Source organism: Ruegeria sp. AD6, from assembly GCF_056542325.1.
Map to the genome: position 1 here is coordinate 195,280 of NZ_JBQFZQ010000007.1, position 15,856 is coordinate 211,135.

15 protein-coding genes are annotated in these 15,856 nt (G+C 59.8%); 7 read left to right on the top strand and 8 right to left on the bottom strand.

Translation table 11 applies throughout. The annotated features are described in order from the left end of the window. Positions 1-27: 27 nt before the first annotated feature. From ACR0KJ_RS15320 to ACR0KJ_RS15350, 7 genes are all read right to left on the bottom strand, one after another. Positions 28-1,761 carry a thiamine pyrophosphate-binding protein gene (locus ACR0KJ_RS15320; protein WP_480627075.1) on the bottom strand — a complete coding sequence of 578 codons (1,734 nt, stop codon included), beginning with the start codon at positions 1,759-1,761 and terminating at the stop codon, positions 28-30. Between the two features lie 68 nt (positions 1,762-1,829). Then, entirely contained in the window at positions 1,830-2,954 is a 1,125-nt protein-coding gene (locus ACR0KJ_RS15325; protein ID WP_170453253.1) for an enolase C-terminal domain-like protein, read from the bottom strand. Positions 2,955-2,993: 39 nt separating this feature from the next. Then, positions 2,994-3,428: a universal stress protein gene (locus ACR0KJ_RS15330; protein ID WP_480585425.1), complete on the bottom strand. Its 435-nt coding sequence runs from the start codon at positions 3,426-3,428 to the stop codon at positions 2,994-2,996. A 49-nt stretch (positions 3,429-3,477) separates the two neighbouring features. Further along, a complete protein-coding gene (locus tag ACR0KJ_RS15335) occupies positions 3,478-4,791 on the bottom strand; it encodes a TRAP transporter large permease (protein WP_480627076.1) in 1,314 nt (437 codons plus the stop codon). Positions 4,792-4,796: 5 nt separating this feature from the next. Then, positions 4,797-5,324 (bottom strand): TRAP transporter small permease subunit, encoded by a 528-nt coding sequence (locus ACR0KJ_RS15340; protein WP_170453256.1) that lies wholly within the window; start codon positions 5,322-5,324, stop codon positions 4,797-4,799. A gap of 101 nt (positions 5,325-5,425) precedes the next feature. Then, positions 5,426-6,406 carry a TRAP transporter substrate-binding protein gene (locus tag ACR0KJ_RS15345; RefSeq protein WP_170624186.1) on the bottom strand — a complete coding sequence of 327 codons (981 nt, stop codon included), beginning with the start codon at positions 6,404-6,406 and terminating at the stop codon, positions 5,426-5,428. Positions 6,407-6,462: 56 nt separating this feature from the next. Continuing rightward, complete coding sequence (locus ACR0KJ_RS15350; RefSeq protein WP_480627077.1) at positions 6,463-7,713, bottom strand: NAD(P)/FAD-dependent oxidoreductase; 1,251 nt, start codon at positions 7,711-7,713, stop codon at positions 6,463-6,465. A 138-nt stretch (positions 7,714-7,851) separates the two neighbouring features. Between ACR0KJ_RS15350 and ACR0KJ_RS15355 the strand changes: the two genes are divergently transcribed. The 7 genes from ACR0KJ_RS15355 (at position 7,852) to ACR0KJ_RS15385 (ending at position 14,789) form a co-directional block, all read left to right on the top strand. After that, on the top strand, positions 7,852-8,550 hold the full coding sequence (locus ACR0KJ_RS15355; protein ID WP_480627078.1) for a GntR family transcriptional regulator: 699 nt from the start codon (positions 7,852-7,854) through the stop codon (positions 8,548-8,550). A gap of 69 nt (positions 8,551-8,619) precedes the next feature. Then, positions 8,620-9,738: an acetoin utilization protein AcuC gene (locus tag ACR0KJ_RS15360; RefSeq protein ID WP_480627079.1), complete on the top strand. Its 1,119-nt coding sequence runs from the start codon at positions 8,620-8,622 to the stop codon at positions 9,736-9,738. Positions 9,739-9,868: 130 nt separating this feature from the next. Beyond that, positions 9,869-10,828, top strand: coding sequence for a dihydrodipicolinate synthase family protein (locus tag ACR0KJ_RS15365; protein ID WP_170453261.1), 960 nt, complete (start codon positions 9,869-9,871; stop codon positions 10,826-10,828). After that, positions 10,819-11,751, top strand: coding sequence for a 4-hydroxyproline epimerase (locus ACR0KJ_RS15370; protein ID WP_480627080.1), 933 nt, complete (start codon positions 10,819-10,821; stop codon positions 11,749-11,751). The genes ACR0KJ_RS15365 and ACR0KJ_RS15370 overlap by 10 nt, the downstream gene beginning before the upstream one ends. Before the next feature lie 23 nt (positions 11,752-11,774). Beyond that, a complete protein-coding gene (locus ACR0KJ_RS15375; RefSeq protein WP_480627081.1) occupies positions 11,775-13,025 on the top strand; it encodes an NAD(P)/FAD-dependent oxidoreductase in 1,251 nt (416 codons plus the stop codon). Positions 13,026-13,040: 15 nt separating this feature from the next. Then, positions 13,041-14,066 carry a trans-3-hydroxy-L-proline dehydratase gene (locus tag ACR0KJ_RS15380; protein WP_480627082.1) on the top strand — a complete coding sequence of 342 codons (1,026 nt, stop codon included), beginning with the start codon at positions 13,041-13,043 and terminating at the stop codon, positions 14,064-14,066. Between the two features lie 45 nt (positions 14,067-14,111). After that, positions 14,112-14,789: a GntR family transcriptional regulator gene (locus tag ACR0KJ_RS15385; RefSeq protein WP_480627083.1), complete on the top strand. Its 678-nt coding sequence runs from the start codon at positions 14,112-14,114 to the stop codon at positions 14,787-14,789. 24 nt (positions 14,790-14,813) lie between these two features. Here the strand turns inward: ACR0KJ_RS15385 and ACR0KJ_RS15390 are convergent, their stop codons facing one another. Further along, on the bottom strand, positions 14,814-15,326 hold the full coding sequence (locus ACR0KJ_RS15390; RefSeq protein WP_170521998.1) for a hypothetical protein: 513 nt from the start codon (positions 15,324-15,326) through the stop codon (positions 14,814-14,816). Positions 15,327-15,856: the final 530 nt, after the last annotated feature.

Here is a 15,856-nt window from a genome sequence, read left to right on the forward strand (position 1 = left end):
TCGGGCGCGAGCGCCCGACCGAAGGCATCAATAGAAATGCGGCAGGTTCTTTGCCCGCGCCGCGCGCACCCAGTTGGGGACAAACGGAACGATCTTGTCCTGCGACGGAACCATCATCTCGATGAAGTTTGCGCCGGGGTTGGCGATGGCCTCGGACAGGATCGGCTCGATATCGTCTTCGGATTTGATCCGGGCGGTCTTGAAGCCAAAGCCTTCGGCCACTTTGCAATAATCGACACGACCAAAATCCGTTGACCACGGTTCGTCCACGTCGTCCAGCAGAATGGCCTCGCCCCGGATCCAGCCGAACGTGTCGTTGCGGGTCAGGATAACGGTGATGTTCTTGCCGCTGCGCTTCAGCGTTTCCATGTCACCGATGACAAATCCAAACGACCCGTCGCCGGTGAACGAAATAACCGGCCCGTCATTGGCATAGATCGCGCCCAGCCCCGCAGGCACCGAATAACCCAGCGCGCCCATCGAATAGTTGGTGATATAGCGCCGCCCCGGCTTGCGGAAGGTCAGCAGGGCCGAAGGGTAGATCGCGCTGACGCCCGGTTCGGACGTGACCACCGCGTTGTCCGGCATGATCCGGTCCAGTACCTGAGACAGCTTGACCGGGGAAATCGTGCCTTCGGGCATGGGGATGTTCGAGTTGAACACCTTGTCCAGCGCCGTCTTCTTGATCGGGTTCAGATCGATATTCGGGCGGGTCAGGTTTGGGTGGTCTGCTTTGATCAGAACATTCATGTATTCCAGCGTCGCGCGGGCATCGCCGACCAGACCGACTTTGACGGGGAAGTTGTTGCCAACATGCGCCTCGGCAATGTCCAGATGCAGGAAGGTTTTGGCCTTGGGATCGCCATACAACTTCCAGTGATCGGTGGCGGCGCTGTCCGTGTTCGAGCCGATGAAGAAGATCGTATCGGCGTCGTGCACATATTGGTTGGAATACTCCATGCCGCCGCGCCCGCCGATCACGCGCAGGGCAAGCGGGTGATCCTCGGGGATGGTACCCTTGCCGGGTGTGGTGGTCCCGACCGGGATTTGCAGCAGTTCAGCCAGTTCCAGGATCGCCTCGGACGCCTTTGAAATCAGCCCGCCCTGCCCCACAACAATCGCCGGTTTCTCGGCTGCCAGCAGCACATCGATCGCCGCGCGGATTTTCGAGTGATCGGCCACGGGCCGATGCGCCGGATAGGTGCTGTATTCGGGTTCGGCATAAAGATCGTTGATCTCGGCCTCTTCCCCGAAGATGTTGATCGGAACGCGGATATGCACCGGCGCCGGACGCCCCGAGGTCGCCACGCGGAAGGCCCGGCGCATCAGGAACGGGATTTCCCTGGCATTGGTCAGAACAAAGCTTTCCTTGCAGATGCTGTCATACAGCTTGGTCTGATCGACCCCGGTCAGCCCGTGCTTTTTGTCCTGATTGATCGGGATGTCCGAGCTGAAATAGATCACCGGAACCGAGCTCAGATACGCCTCGGTAATACCCGGCGTACAGTGAGTTACACCGGGGCTTGGCGCTTCCAGCACGCAAGGACGTCCGGTGATCTTGGCATAGGATTCGGCCGCGTAGGATGCGGTACGTTCGTCGCGGGTCAGCACAAATTCGATATTCGAGTGTTCGCGCCACTCTTTGTACCACCCGATTGTGGTTTCCCCGGGCAGGCCGAATACGTGGCTTACACCGTGCAGTTCGAGCATCTTGAGAATGATCTGAGCGCCGTTCATGCGCTGGGTGTCAGCATCGGTCATTGGTTTGAACCTTTCTCAGCCGGATTTTTGCGCACAGGACTGTATACAATAAATCCGCAGTTTTTTAGTTACGTCAGTGTTTCGGCGACGGCGTATTTCGCCAGTTTGTCAGGATCGACCGCAACGCCCAGCCCCGGCCCGTCCGGCACGTGAACGCGCCCGTGCTTGACGGGGAACGGCTGGGTCAGGATGTCGTCAGCGGCATAGTAGGTGGCCATGTAAAACTCGCATTGCAGCACCAGATCGGGCACAGCCGCCATCAGATGCGCACCGGCGGCATGGGCCAGACCGGTTTCGAACATGCAGCCGCCATAGATTTCAATCCCGGCGGCACGCGCGATTGCTGCCACCTCAAGCGCGCGGCGAATGCCGCCCGATTTCATGATCTTCAGCGAGAAAATATCGGCAATCCGGTTCTGCGCGCCATAGAGCGCGCCTTTGGGATCAAACACGCTTTCATCCGCCATGATCGGCGTATCGATGGCATGGGTGATATGGGCCAGCGCCTCACGCTCGTGCATCTTGACGGGCTGTTCGACAAAGGTCGGGCGGAAGGCTTCGAGGTCGCGGATGCAACGCACCGCGTCATAGGCCAGCAGACCCTGGTTGTAGTCGATGCGGATATCGACTTCATCGCCGTAAATCTCGCGAAGTTTCTCGACACGCATTACATCGAACTTGTGATCGGCAAAGCCGGTCTTGAACTTGAAGATGCGCACGCCGTCGTCCCACATGGCGGCAATGTCATCCAGATCGGCGTCGAAATCCGGGTTGGCGACCGAAAAGCTCATCCCCATACTGTCGCGCATCTTGCCGCCGACCAGTTCGCAAACGGACAGGCCTGTGATCTGCCCGGTGATGTCCAGCAGCGCCATTTCCAACGCCGCCTTGGCCTCGGGATGGCCGACCAGCACCTTTTCGGCCATGTTCATGTGTTTCTCGACCTGCACCGGGTCCTGACCGATCAGATGCGGACGCAGATGCACGTGCAGCGCGGCGGCGTTGCCTTCGGCTGTGCCGGTAAACACGGGCCAGGGCGAGGCCTCACCCCAACCGGTGATCCCGGTGTCAGTGACAAGTTCCAGAATGGCCACGTTGATACCCGCAACATCGCCCGAGCCGTGGGAATGCACGGCCTTGGCAGGGATCAGAATGCGGTGAACCCGCAGGGCTTCGATTTTGTGATCGCTCACGGTCGTCTCCGTGTGAGAGTTTTTTGGGTTATTCGTGTCTTAGCGCGGGCGCACGACCATCACGCTGCACCCGGCATAGCGGGCGACGCGGGCCGCATTCGGACCGATCAGCAGATCAGTGACCGACGGTTTGCTGGCACCGATCACCACAAAACCGGCGGACAGCGTGTCGGCATGTTCGATCAGTTTTTCATAGACAACACCGCGCAGCACCTGACTGTCATGGACCACGCCCTGCCAGTCAAAACCGGCGGCATAGGCCTGAAGATCGCGCACGGCGTCATCGACAACCTGTTGATGCATATCCGCCGGGATGTAGTTCTGCGCGTAAGAGTTTTCCTGATCCGGGATCACGAAAACAACCTCGACCTCATGATCATGGGCCTTGGCCAGCAGGATCGCCTCGTGGATCACTGCGGCGTCGCTGTCCTTGTGGACAAGGTCCACGGCTGCCAGAATTTTCGGTTTCGTCATGGTTTGGCACCTCTTGGGTGGCTATCGGTAAATCGGGGGGGCGGGCCGGTTATCGGCCCGCTGAACTCACCATGCTGTCCGGCAGATAGGTCGCCAGTTCCGGGAAGCCGATCATGATGAAGACCATCACGACCATGATCAGGAACAGCGGCAACGCGGTCTTGGCGATATAGCCCATCTCGTGCCGGGTGATCCCCTGCATCACGAACAGGTTGAAGCCAATCGGCGGCGTGATCTGCGCCATTTCGACGACAATCACGATGAAGATGCCGAACCAGATCAGATCGATGCCTGCGCCTTCGACCATCGGCTGCACAATCGCCATGGTCAGCACCACCGAAGAGATACCGTCCAGGAACATGCCCAACACGATGTAGAACAGCATCAGGGCGATCAGCAGTGAGAACCGCGACAACTCAAGCCCTTCGATGAACTCGGCCAGGGCGCGCGGCAGGCCGGTGAACCCCATGGCCAGCGTCAGGGCGATGGCGCCCATCAGGATGAAGGCAATCATGGCCGAGGTGCGCGTGGCCCCCAGTAGGCTTTCGACAAAGGCCTGTTTGGTCAGGGATCCCTGCATTGCGGCCAGTGCAAATGCGCCCAGCACACCGATAGCCGCAGCCTCGGTCGCGGTGGCAAAGCCGCCATACATCGACCCGATGACCACCAGGATCAGCAGGATGATCGGGATCAGGAACCGGCTTTCATTCAGCTTTTGCGTGAACGTCATGCGGTCGGCAATCTCGGGCACCTCGAACCGGCGCACAAAGGACCAGCCGGCGACATAGGCCATGAACAGACCGGCCAGAACGATGCCCGGCAGGATACCCGCCATGAACAGCTTCGAGATCGACTGCTCGACCGCCACGCCATAAACGATCAGCGTCAGCGAGGGCGGGATCATCAGGCCCAGCGTGGCCGCACCGGTCAGCGTGCCGATGATCATGTATTCGGGATAGCCGCGTTTGCGCAGTTCCGGGATCGACATTTTACCAACTGTGGTCAGCGTCGCAGCGGACGACCCCGACACGGCGGCGAAGATGGTGCAGCCGACGATGTTCACATGGACCAGACCGCCCGGCATCCGCTGCATCCAGGGGCTGAGGCCGCGGAACATGTCCTGCGACAATCGACTTCGGAACAGAATTTCACCCATCCAGATGAACAGCGGCAGCGCGGTCAGGGTCCAGCTGGACGAGCCGGTCCAGATCCGCGTCAGCATCGCATCGCCGGCCGGGCGCGAGGTGAACATTTCAAGCCCCAGATAGGCCACGCCAAACAGCGCCAGCGCCACCCAAACCCCGGTTCCCAGCAACAGGAACAGGGCGAACAGGAAAATGGTAACGAGATAGACTTCTTCCATCAGGCTTACTCCGCGTGTGCGTCGACCGCAGAGGATCGCATGTTGTCTTCCCCGGTCACGAGGATGGTGATCAGGTTGTCGATCGCGCAGATCGCCAGCAGAACGGTTCCAATGACCATGGACATCTGCGGAATCCAGATGGGCCAGGCGTCCTGCCCCTGGCTGATGTCATTGAAGCGGTAGCTTTCGTACGTCAGCTTGATTGCGTAACGGGCGAACAGGAAGGTCAGATAGCTGGCAATGGCCCAGCACCAGATCTCGCCTAACCTTCGGAACCGGCCCAGCGCATTCAGCAACAGGCTGACACGAATATGGGCCCCGCCGTTCAGCGCATACGGCAGCGCCAAGAATGAGGCCGCAGCCATGCAATAGCCAGTGAAGTCCGGTGCACCCGTGATGATTTCACCACCCCAGCGCGACACCATCTGCAGGGTTACGAAGAATAGGATCAGTATCAGAAAGCACGCGGCAAGATAGCCTGCAAAGCGATAGATCACATCCAGCGTTTTGCGCAGTGTTGAGAAGATCGCCATAGCGGGTCCCCCGTTAGGCAGGCATGGCGATCAGGTCGACCATGCCGGTCGTAAGATACCCCCGGCGGCCACGGCCGCCGGGAAAGAACGCACGGTTGTTTTTATTGTGCAGCTTTAAAATCGTTGACGATTTTCTGACCAGGCTCACCAGCAGCTTCCAGCCATTCTGCGGTCATGGTTTCACCAATCGCACGCAGTTCGGCGGCCAGTTCTTCGCTTGCCGGGCCTGTGGTCATGCCGTTTTTGCCCAGCTCGTTCACCGTGAATTCGGTGTACTGGATCGAGCGCCAGTCGCCCGCGTACTCGGCCGCCACGGCGCAGCCGTTCATAACGGCCTTGGTAGCGTCATCCAAACCGTTCCAGGCGTCCAGATTGACCAGCATGTAGTTGCGGGGCATCCAGGCGTCGACGCCATAATAGTGCGACAGGCTTTCCCAGACCTTGCGGTCGTAGCCGGTCGAACCAGACGATACCATCCCCTGCGCCACACCGGTGGCAAAGGCCTGGCTGATTTCAGCCGCCTCGATCTGCACCGGCAGCATACCGGCCAATTCCGCCATACGGGCCGAAGCCGAGTTATAGGCGCGGAACTTCAGACCTTCCGCATCTGCCAGAGTGTTGACCTCACGGTCGAAATACAGGCCCTGCCCCGGCCACGGTACCGAATACAGCAGGTGCAGATTCTGTTCTGCCAGCAACTCGGACAGCGGTTCTTTGGCGAACTCCCACAGCTTCTCCGAGTCCTCGAAAGACGTCGCCAGGAAGGGTACCGAGTCAAAGCCAAACAGCGCGTTTTCGTTCTGGTGCCCAGACAGCAGACGCTCGCCAATATTGACCTGACCGGTCTGGATCGCACGCTTGATCTCGGCCCCGGCATAGAGCGAACCGCCCGGATGGGTCTGAATAGTTAACGCGCCACTGGTGCCTTGGGTCACGCATTCTGCAAAAACCGCGCCGGTTACCGAATGGAAGTTCGTGGCCGAATAGGCCATCGGCAGGTCCCAGGTTTCCGCCGACACTGCCGCCGCAGAGGCCGTGATCACGCCAATGCTGGCAGCCAGTTTGGTAAGTGTTTTTGACATGTTTGTCTCCCTTGTTGACTTTTGTGCCCCTTCAGGGGGCGTCGTTGAAGTTTGGTTCAGAACCGCATTGGATCGTACACGCCCAAATCGATATTGGTACGGTCTTTTGTGATCAGCCCCGCAAGTATCCGCCCGGTCTTGGGCCCGGCGGTGAGGCCGATGTGATGATGCCCAAACCCGGCCAGCACGCCGGTCTTGCCGATCTCACCGATCAGCGGCAGGCTGTCTGACGGCGCGGGCCGGTGGCCCAGCCAGGTCTTTTCGCTTTCGAATGTGAGGTTCGGAAAGCTTTCCTGAACCTTGCGTTTCAGCAGGGCGATGGGGGCATCGGACGGCCCGGCCTCAAGCCCGCCAAACTCGACAATACCGGCACAGCGCAACCGGCCTTCCATCGGGGTCGCAACAAACTTGCCGGTTGTTACCATCAGCGGGGTCGACGGGCCGTTTTCCGGCAGTACGAATTCCATATGATAGCCGCGCTCGGTTTCCAGCGGCACGGACAGGCCCAGTTTGCGGGCCAGAGGTTTTGACCAGACGCCCGTCGCCAGAACCACCTTGCTGCAGGGCAATGTGCCGTCTTTGGTGACGACCGCCGAAACGGACCCATCGGTCAGTTCGAAATCGACAACTTCGGCCTGACGGAAAACAGCGCCCAGCTTTTCCGCCTCGGCCGCTAGCGCGGCGATATAGGCACCGGGATCGCGGCTGTAGCCATGGTCGCGCATGACGGCCAGCAGGTTCAGATCCTTGGACAGGTTCGGCTCGAACTCGTGAACCGCGCCGCCTTCCAGCACCTCGGGCTCGAACCCGGCCACCTTGCGCAGCGCCCAAGTATAGCTGTCGGCCTCGAACGCCGCACGGGTCGGATAGACAAAGCTGTAATCCGAGGTCTGCACCCAATCCGCCGCACCGGTATCGCTGGTCAGCGCCTGATGCTGTTCGACCGAGTCGCTGGTCAATGGCGTCAGGCCGGCCGCGATCCGCCGGGTGTCGCTGTCATTGGCATGCGACATGTATTTCAGCAGCCACGGCATCAGCTTGGGCAAATAGGACCAGCGCAGAAACAGCGGAAAGTTCGGGTCCAGCGCCATCTTGGGGCCCTTGCGCATCAGCCCCGGTGCGGTCACCGGTGCAACGGAACACGCAGCCAGCACCCCGGCATTCCCATAAGATGTCGCGTTTGGATCACCCGGCGGGTTGCGATCAACAATCGTGACCTCAACACCTTTGCGTCGCAGCCAGATCGCGGTCGAGACACCAACAATGCCCGCCCCAACAACTACAACCTGTTCTTCCTTGGTCGTCATGTGCTCTCAACTTGCCGGGAATCGCTTGAAATCAGCGATATGCCGATCTGTATACAGGATTGTAGATTTCTGTGAAGTCTAATGTTTATTATGGGGCAGTCTTTGGTAAAAGACGTCCAACCGAATGGCAGGAGATCCATGTCCAAATCCGAAGGCAATGTCGAACGCGCCTACCAGGCCCTGCGCCGGATGGCGGTCAACTTCGAGTTCAAGCCGGGTGAACGGCTGAACGAAACGTCGCTGACCAAGCGGCTGGACATCAGCCGGACGCCCTTGCGCGAGGCGCTCAACAGGCTGGTGGCCGAAGGGTTCCTGACCTTTTCGCTGGGCAAGGGGTTTTTCTGCCGCCCGCTGACACCAGAGAAAGTACTGGAACTGTACCAACTGCGCTGCGCGCTTGAGACCGAGGCGCTGCTGCGCACCATCGGCGGGGCCGAGGATCAGCAGATCGACGCGGTCATTGCCTATCTGGACGAGGTCGAAAAATCCTATTCCGTCTGCCACGATCTGGATGAGCTTCTGCGCATGGATGAAGAGTTCCACATCAAGCTGGCAGCGCTTTCCGGCAACCAAGAGTTGCTGAAGCTGCTGCACAACGTCAATGAGCGCATCCGCTATGTCCGCATCGTCAACCTGCGGTTGCTGCGGGACCGGCGCGAGAACGCCGAGACAGACCAGACCTCGATGTCGGCGCATCGGATCATTCTGGATGCGGTAAAGGCGCGCAACGTGGATCGGGCGGTGTCTGCCCTGCGCGGCCATATCGAGCGACGCAGCGAACAAACGGTCGAGCTGGTGCGGGTCGCCTATTCCCAACTCTACGTGCCGGATTTCTGATCGCGTGGGGTGTTGTGGCGATAACCCGATAGCCTTTTCGAGGAGACCCGCCGCGCTAACTACGCCGTCATGACAGCGCGTTTCATCGGCTCGGAAATCTATCGCCACTCAACTTATGGCACATGGCATCCGCTCAGGATCCCTCGGGTCTCGACCGTCATGGACCTGTCGCGTGCCCTGGGCTGGTTGCCGGACGCGCAGTATATCCGCTCGCCCCGGGCTAAACCCTGGGCGCTTACGGCGTGGCATGACCCGGACTATATCGAGGCCCTGCAACAGGCTGAGCATCTGCAAGCCGTCACCCCGGACCAAAAAACCCGGTTCAACATCGGGACAATCTCGAACCCGATATTCACCGAGATGTTCCGCCGTCCTGCCACAGCCGCCGGAGGCTCGATCCTGGCTGGCGAACTGTTGGCAAACGGTGGCGTGATCTACAATCCGGCGGGGGGAACCCATCACGGGATGCCGGATCGGGCCAATGGGTTCTGCTATCTCAACGATCCGGTGCTTGCGATGCTCAGCCTGCGCGCGCATGGGGTGCGGCGGCTGGCCTATGTCGATATCGACGCACATCATCCCGATGGGGTCGAGGTCGGCTTTGGCGGCGATCCCGATTGCCTGATGATCTCGGTCCACGAACAGAACCTGTGGCCCAAGACCGGCAAGTTGGAGGATGACGCAGGCGGCAACGCCCTGAATCTTCCCCTGCCGCGCGGCTTCCATGATGACGAAATGGCACTGGTGCGCGCCCGGTTGATCCTGCCTGCTGTTGCCGCGTTCCGCCCCGATGCGATCATCCTGCAATGCGGCGCGGACGCGGTCGAGGATGACCCGCTGGCGCATCTGTCGCTGTCCAACAACGCCCATTGGGATGTTCTGCGCGGCCTTACCGGGCTGGCACCACGCCTGTTGGTGCTGGGCGGAGGCGGCTACAACCCGTGGACCGTCGGCCGCCTTTGGACAGGTGTATGGGGCATTCTGGCCGGGCACGACATACCCGATCATCTGCCTGACGCAGCCCAGGCCGTGCTGCGTCAGCTCAGCTTTCGCGGCAGGACACGCAAGCAGGTCCCCAAGGCAGAATGGCTTACGACCTTGCAAGACGCACCGCGCAACGGAGTGATCTCGGATACCGTCCGAGAAAGGGTCGATTTTCTGGCAAGTCGTTTGCGGGCTTGGGTGTAAGTCGGCGGCCATTTGCCCAAACCCCTTGGGCCTTTCGCAGGAAAACAACAGATTCCTAGATTCTGGATCCAATATCCAGTATGAATGCCGGGAATCCAACTGACCCACCGCCATTGAAAGATACCCTGCGATGACCAAATCCATCTTCTCGGGCACCATGCCCGCCCTGATGACCCCCTGCACAGCGGACCGGACACCCGACTACGACGCCCTTGTGCGCAAGGGGAAAGAGATGATCTCGGCAGGCATGTCCGCCGTGGTCTATTGCGGCTCGATGGGCGATTGGCCCCTGCTGACCGATGCCGAGCGTATGGAAGGGGTCGAACGGCTGGCCTCTGCCGATATCCCGGTTGTTGTGGGCACCGGCGCGATCAATTCGAAATCCGCGGTTGCCCACGCCGCCCACGCGCAGAAAGTGGGGGCCGTTGGCCTGATGGTGATCCCGCGTGTGCTGTCGCGGGGGTCCTCCATGGCTGCGCAGAAAAACCACTTCAAGGCGATCCTCAGCGCCGCGCCGGATGTGCCCGCGATCATCTACAACAGCCCGGTCTACGGTTTTGCCACCAAGGCTGATCTGTTCTTTGCCCTACGCGCCGAACACCCCAACCTCGTCGGGTTCAAAGAGTTCGGAGGCAAGGACGATCTGCGCTATGCCGCCGAGCACATCACCTCACAAGACGATCAGGTGACCCTGATGGTGGGCGTCGATACCGAGGTCTATCATGGTTTCGTCAACTGCGGTGCGACCGGGGCCATCACCGGCATCGGTACCGCCCTGCCGAAAGAGGCGTTGCTGCTGGCGGCCCTGGCTCAGAAAGCCGCCGAAGGTCATGCCGAAGCCCGGATGCGCGCGCGTGAGTTGGAAGAGGCATTTGGCGTTCTGGCCAGCTTTGATGAGGGCACCGATCTGGTGCTCTATTACAAGCACCTGTTGGTGTTAAACGGTGAAGAGGAATACCGCCTGCATTTCAATGAAACTGACGCGCTGACGGACGCACAGCGAAACTATTGCGAACAGCAATATGACCTGTTCCGCAACTGGTTCGCCGATTGGTCAAAGCAGGGCGGGGTTATCGCTGAATGCATGTGATCGACAGCCATACCGGCGGAATGCCCACGCGGGTGATCCTCGACAACGCGCCGGATCTGGGCACCGGCCCGCTGGCCGAGCGCGCGCAGCGGCTGGCGACCGAGCATGAGGCGTTTTACAAATCCGTCTTGCTGGAACCGCGTGGACAGCCCGGCATGGTTGCGGCCCTTCTGGTGCCGCCGGTCGATCCCGACTGCGTCACCGGCGTCATCTATTTCGATGCCGACGCCGTGCTGGGCATGTGCGGGCACGGCACCATCGGGCTGGGCGTCACTCTGGCCCATCTGGGCCGGATCACACCCGGCACAAGTAAGATCGAGACCCCTGCAGGCGTCATTACAATCGACGTGCACGATACCAACACCGTAAGCGTGACCAATGTCGAAAGCCGTAGGGTGCGCAAATCGGTCACCGTGGAGACCACCCAATACGGACCAGTCACCGGCGATGTCGCTTATGGCGGCAATTGGTTCTTCATCCTCGACCCAAGCCCGATCCCCGTCGCCCCCGAAAATATCCGCGCCCTGACCGATATGACGATCGCCATTCGCGAGGCCTGCATCGCGCAATCCGTGGGCGGTGAGGGCGGAGAGCCCGTGGACCACGTCATTTTTCAGGACTCGTCAGGTACGCCCGATGTCCACAGCCGGAATTTCGTTTTGTGCCCGGATGACAACTATGACCGTTCGCCCTGTGGCACCGGCAGTTCCGCGCGTCTGGCCTGTCTTGCAGCAGATGGTCTGCTGGCCCCCGGCGCCGAGATTGTGCAGCACAGCGTCATCGGTAGCCCCTACCGCCTGTCCTATCAGCCCGGCCCAAATGGCGGCGTCATCCCTACTCTGACCGGGCAGGCCCATATCATGGCAGACAGCACGCTCGTCTTCGCCGAGAATGACCCCTTCAAACTGGGTATCCCGATCTGACACGCCTGAAACGGACAGCACAAATGCCGCCTGAAGACCCAATTGACATCGTCATCGTCGGAGCCGGGATCATCGGCATCAGCATCGCGCTGGAACTGCAACGGCGCGGGCGCGATGTTCTGGTGCTGGACCGTGAAGGGGTCGCCGCAGGCGCATCGCAAGGCAATGCCGGGGCCTTCGCCTTTGCCGAGATCGAACCCTTGGCCAAGCCCGGCATCATGCACGAGGCACCAAAATGGCTGCTCGATCCCCTTGGGCCGCTTTCGGTGCCCCCATTGTACGCGCCGCAGATTGCGCCTTGGATGCTGCGATTTTGGCGGTCCAGCTGGAAGGATCGCTATCGCGCCTCGCTTGCGGCGCAGGGGGATTTGATGAAGCATTGCCGCCTGGCAACCGAACGCCAAATTGCCGAGGTCGATGGCGAAGCCATGATACAGCGCGACGGTCAGTTGCAACTTTATGAAGGGGTCGCGCAATTCCGCGCCAGTCAATCGGCCTGGACCCTGCGGCGCGATCATGGGGTGGATTTCGATCTGCTCCACAGCCCCGAGGCAATTGCCGAGATACAACCCGGTCTGAACCGCCGCTTCACCCATGCCGGGTTCACGCCGCATTGGATGAACACAAACGACCCGAAAGCCTGGACCGAACATCTCGCCGCGCAGTTTCAGGCACGCGGCGGGCGAATTGATGTGCAGCCCGTGTCATCCGTGACGCAGCAAGGGGAACGGGTCGTTCTGGAAACCCCATCGGGGCAAGTTCACGCCCGACATCTGGTGATCTCGGCAGGCGCGTGGTCTCATATTCTGGCCCGGCAGCTGGGGGACATAATCCCGCTGGAAACCGAGCGGGGTTATAACACGACCCTGCCGCAGGGTGCCTTCGATCTGCGCACGCATCTGACCTTCAGCGCCCATGGGTTTGTGGCGACGCGCATAAATGGCGGCGTGCGCGTGGGCGGTGCGGTCGAGCTGGGCGGATTGTCCCTGAAACCGAATTTCAAGCGGGCCGACACCCTGTTGGCAAAAGCTGGCCAGTTCCTGCCCGACCTCGATATCAGTGGCGGCACGCAATGGATGGGGTTCCGCCCCTCATTGCCGGACAGCCTGCCGGTCATCGACCGCGCGCCCAAGGCCCCGCGCATTCACTATGCGTTTGGCCATGGCCATCTCGGGCTGACCCAATCCGCCGGAACGGCCGAGCTTGTGGCGGATCTGGTGATGGATGCCAAACCCGCAATCGACCTGTCCCCCTTTTCTGCAACGCGGTTCTGACCCCGGAGGCCCTTGATGCGCAGCACAAAAACGATCCATGTGATCTCTGCCCATGCCGAGGGTGAGGTTGGCGACGTCATTGTCGGAGGCGTCGCACCACCGCCCGGAGAAACCCTTTGGGACCAACGCACATTCATCGCGCAGGATCAGACGCTCAGGAATTTTGTCCTGAACGAACCGCGTGGCGGAGTGTTTCGTCACGTGAACCTGCTGGTGCCCCCGAAACACCCCGACGCCGATGCCGCCTTTATCATCATGGAGCCCGAGGACACGCCCCCCATGTCCGGATCGAACTCGATCTGCGTGGCAACGGTTTTGCTGGATTCGGGTATCCTGCCGATGCAGGAACCGGAAACCCACCTGACGCTCGAAGCGCCAGGTGGTCTGTTGCAGGTCCGGGCGGAATGCCGGGATGGGAAAGCACAGCGCATCTTCGTGCAGAACCTGCCCAGCTTTGCCGATCAGATCGCAGTTTCGCTCGATGTTCCGGGTGTTGGCACGATAACCGTCGATACAGCCTATGGCGGTGACAGTTTTGTCGTCGTTGACGCGCAGGATCTTGGATTTGAGATCATCGAAAGCGAAGCCAAGACGCTTGCCCAATTGGGCGTCAGGATCACCAACGCAGCCAATGAACAGCTTGGGTTCAGCCATCCTGACAACCCGGATTGGACCCATATATCCTTTTGCGCCTTCTGTGGCCCGTTAAGCGAAACGGAAGCCGGTTTGGCGGGAAAATCCGCCGTCGCCATCCAACCGGGCAAGATCGACCGGTCCCCCACAGGCACAGCAGTCTCGGCCCGCATGGCCCTGATGCTGGCGAAAGGTCAGATGAAACCGGGCCAGACATTCGACGCGCAATCCATCATCGGGTCGCGCTTTACCGGCAGAATACTTGGCACCACCAAGGTTGCAGGGCGCAACGCAGTTCTCCCCGAGATCAGCGGGCGCGGCTGGATCACCGGAGTTCACCAACACATGCTCGACCCCGATGACCCGTGGCCGGGCGGCTATCGACTGTCAGATACGTGGGGCGCGTGACGATGCTGTCGATTGCCACCAACACTAATCAATAAAGGACCTGACATGCCGGGGACCCGCGCAATCACCAAGAAAAGCCTGCCGGACATCATCACGGATGACCTGCGGGAACGCATTCTGAACGGCGAACTGGCCGAGGGTGAAACCATCCGGCAAGAGGCTTTGGCCGAAGAATACGACGTTTCACGCATGCCCATCCGCGAGGCCCTGAAACGGCTGAACGCCGAGGGGCTGGTGAAATGGTCCACCAATCGCGGTGGTTCTGTCATCAAGCATTCTTTGACGGAAATTGGTGAGATATTCGACCTGCGCACCCTGATCGAAGTGGACCTGTTCCGTCGCTCCATTCCAAATATGACCCAAATGGATTTCGCGCGCTGCGCCGAGATATTGGACCGGATGGACGCCTCCTTCGATCAGAATGACGTCGGCAAATGGGGTATTCTGAACCACGAATACCACTCGGCCCTATATGCAGGCGCCGACAGGCAATTGACGCGCGACATGCTCAACCGGATCAACACGCAAGCGGACCGTTACGTCCGCATGCATTTGAGCGTGATGAAGCAAAGGGAACCCGCAAAAATCGAGCATCACCAGCTTCTGTCTATGGCCCGGTCCGGCGACGTGGAGGCGGCTTGTGAGCTGTTGAAAACCCATATTCAGCGAACCAGGGATCAAATTCTGGAACTCATTGCTTTAAAGCGGAAGCGTTCCCTCTGACCTTTCAGACACACGGTTTGCGGATTACCGCCTTGCGGCCTTCAAACTGTCCAGATAGGCGCGCTTTGCCGCCGCCACGTCTTCGTCGGTCATGGTTGATCGGTTCAGTTCCAGAAAATACTCTGCCGCTCCATCAGGCTGAACATTCAGGTTGTTGACGGGTAACAGATCATCGGACCTGACATTCAGCATCGACAGCGCCTTGGTCACGGGAAAAAGGCGATCATCAAGCCCGGACACGTTGAGGCGCACGACGTCCGCACGGGGTGATACAGCCTCCTCTACCCGGTTCACCACGCCGTCAAGATCCGCAGCTTGTCGCAGACGCTCGCTATATTCCACAAGGTCTTGCTGAATCCTGTCCGCGCGGATGTTCTGCCAATAGACACTGCGCACCCAGTCGCTGGCATTTCTGGTCGTGAAGAACAGGGTGATACGCGCAGTACCATCTGAAAACCGGTCGATTTCATCGACCAGAGTTTCTGCCAGAACGTGAGTCTGAGAATAGGACCACACATCCTTGCGCCCCGGAATCATCCCGGCAAACTCCTCGCTGCTGATAAGCAGAGGTGTGTCTGTCCGCCCGTCGAAAGGCTCAAGAGCATGCCGAACCCTTTGGCGGAATTTCCTGAGGACTTGGTCCTTTTGAACAAGGGAATAGCGCCGCGCAGAAAACCCTGCTCCCTTTAGATCGCGGGGGATTAGAACGTTCAGTCGATCCTCCAACAGGGACCGGTTCCTGAACAACATCGTTTGCAGGGTTCTGGTGCCTGTTTTGTGAAACCCCTGATGGATCACGACCTTCAAAACACGACTTTCAGTTTGCTTCGGTTACGCGTGCAATATTCCGCGAACAACGCTGATTTGTCGAATGCAATGCGTGTCGATATGGAACCGAGCGTTCCTTGGAAAGCGCGGGTGCGCCGGAACAACACAGCCTTCATTGGCATTAGATTCTGGTGTTAGGGGATTTTCGATCGTAAGAGAGATATGGGCTTTTACTAGGTTTGGCGGTGACCTACTCTCCCGGGGCTTAAGCCCAAGTACCATTGGCGCGGCAGTGCTTA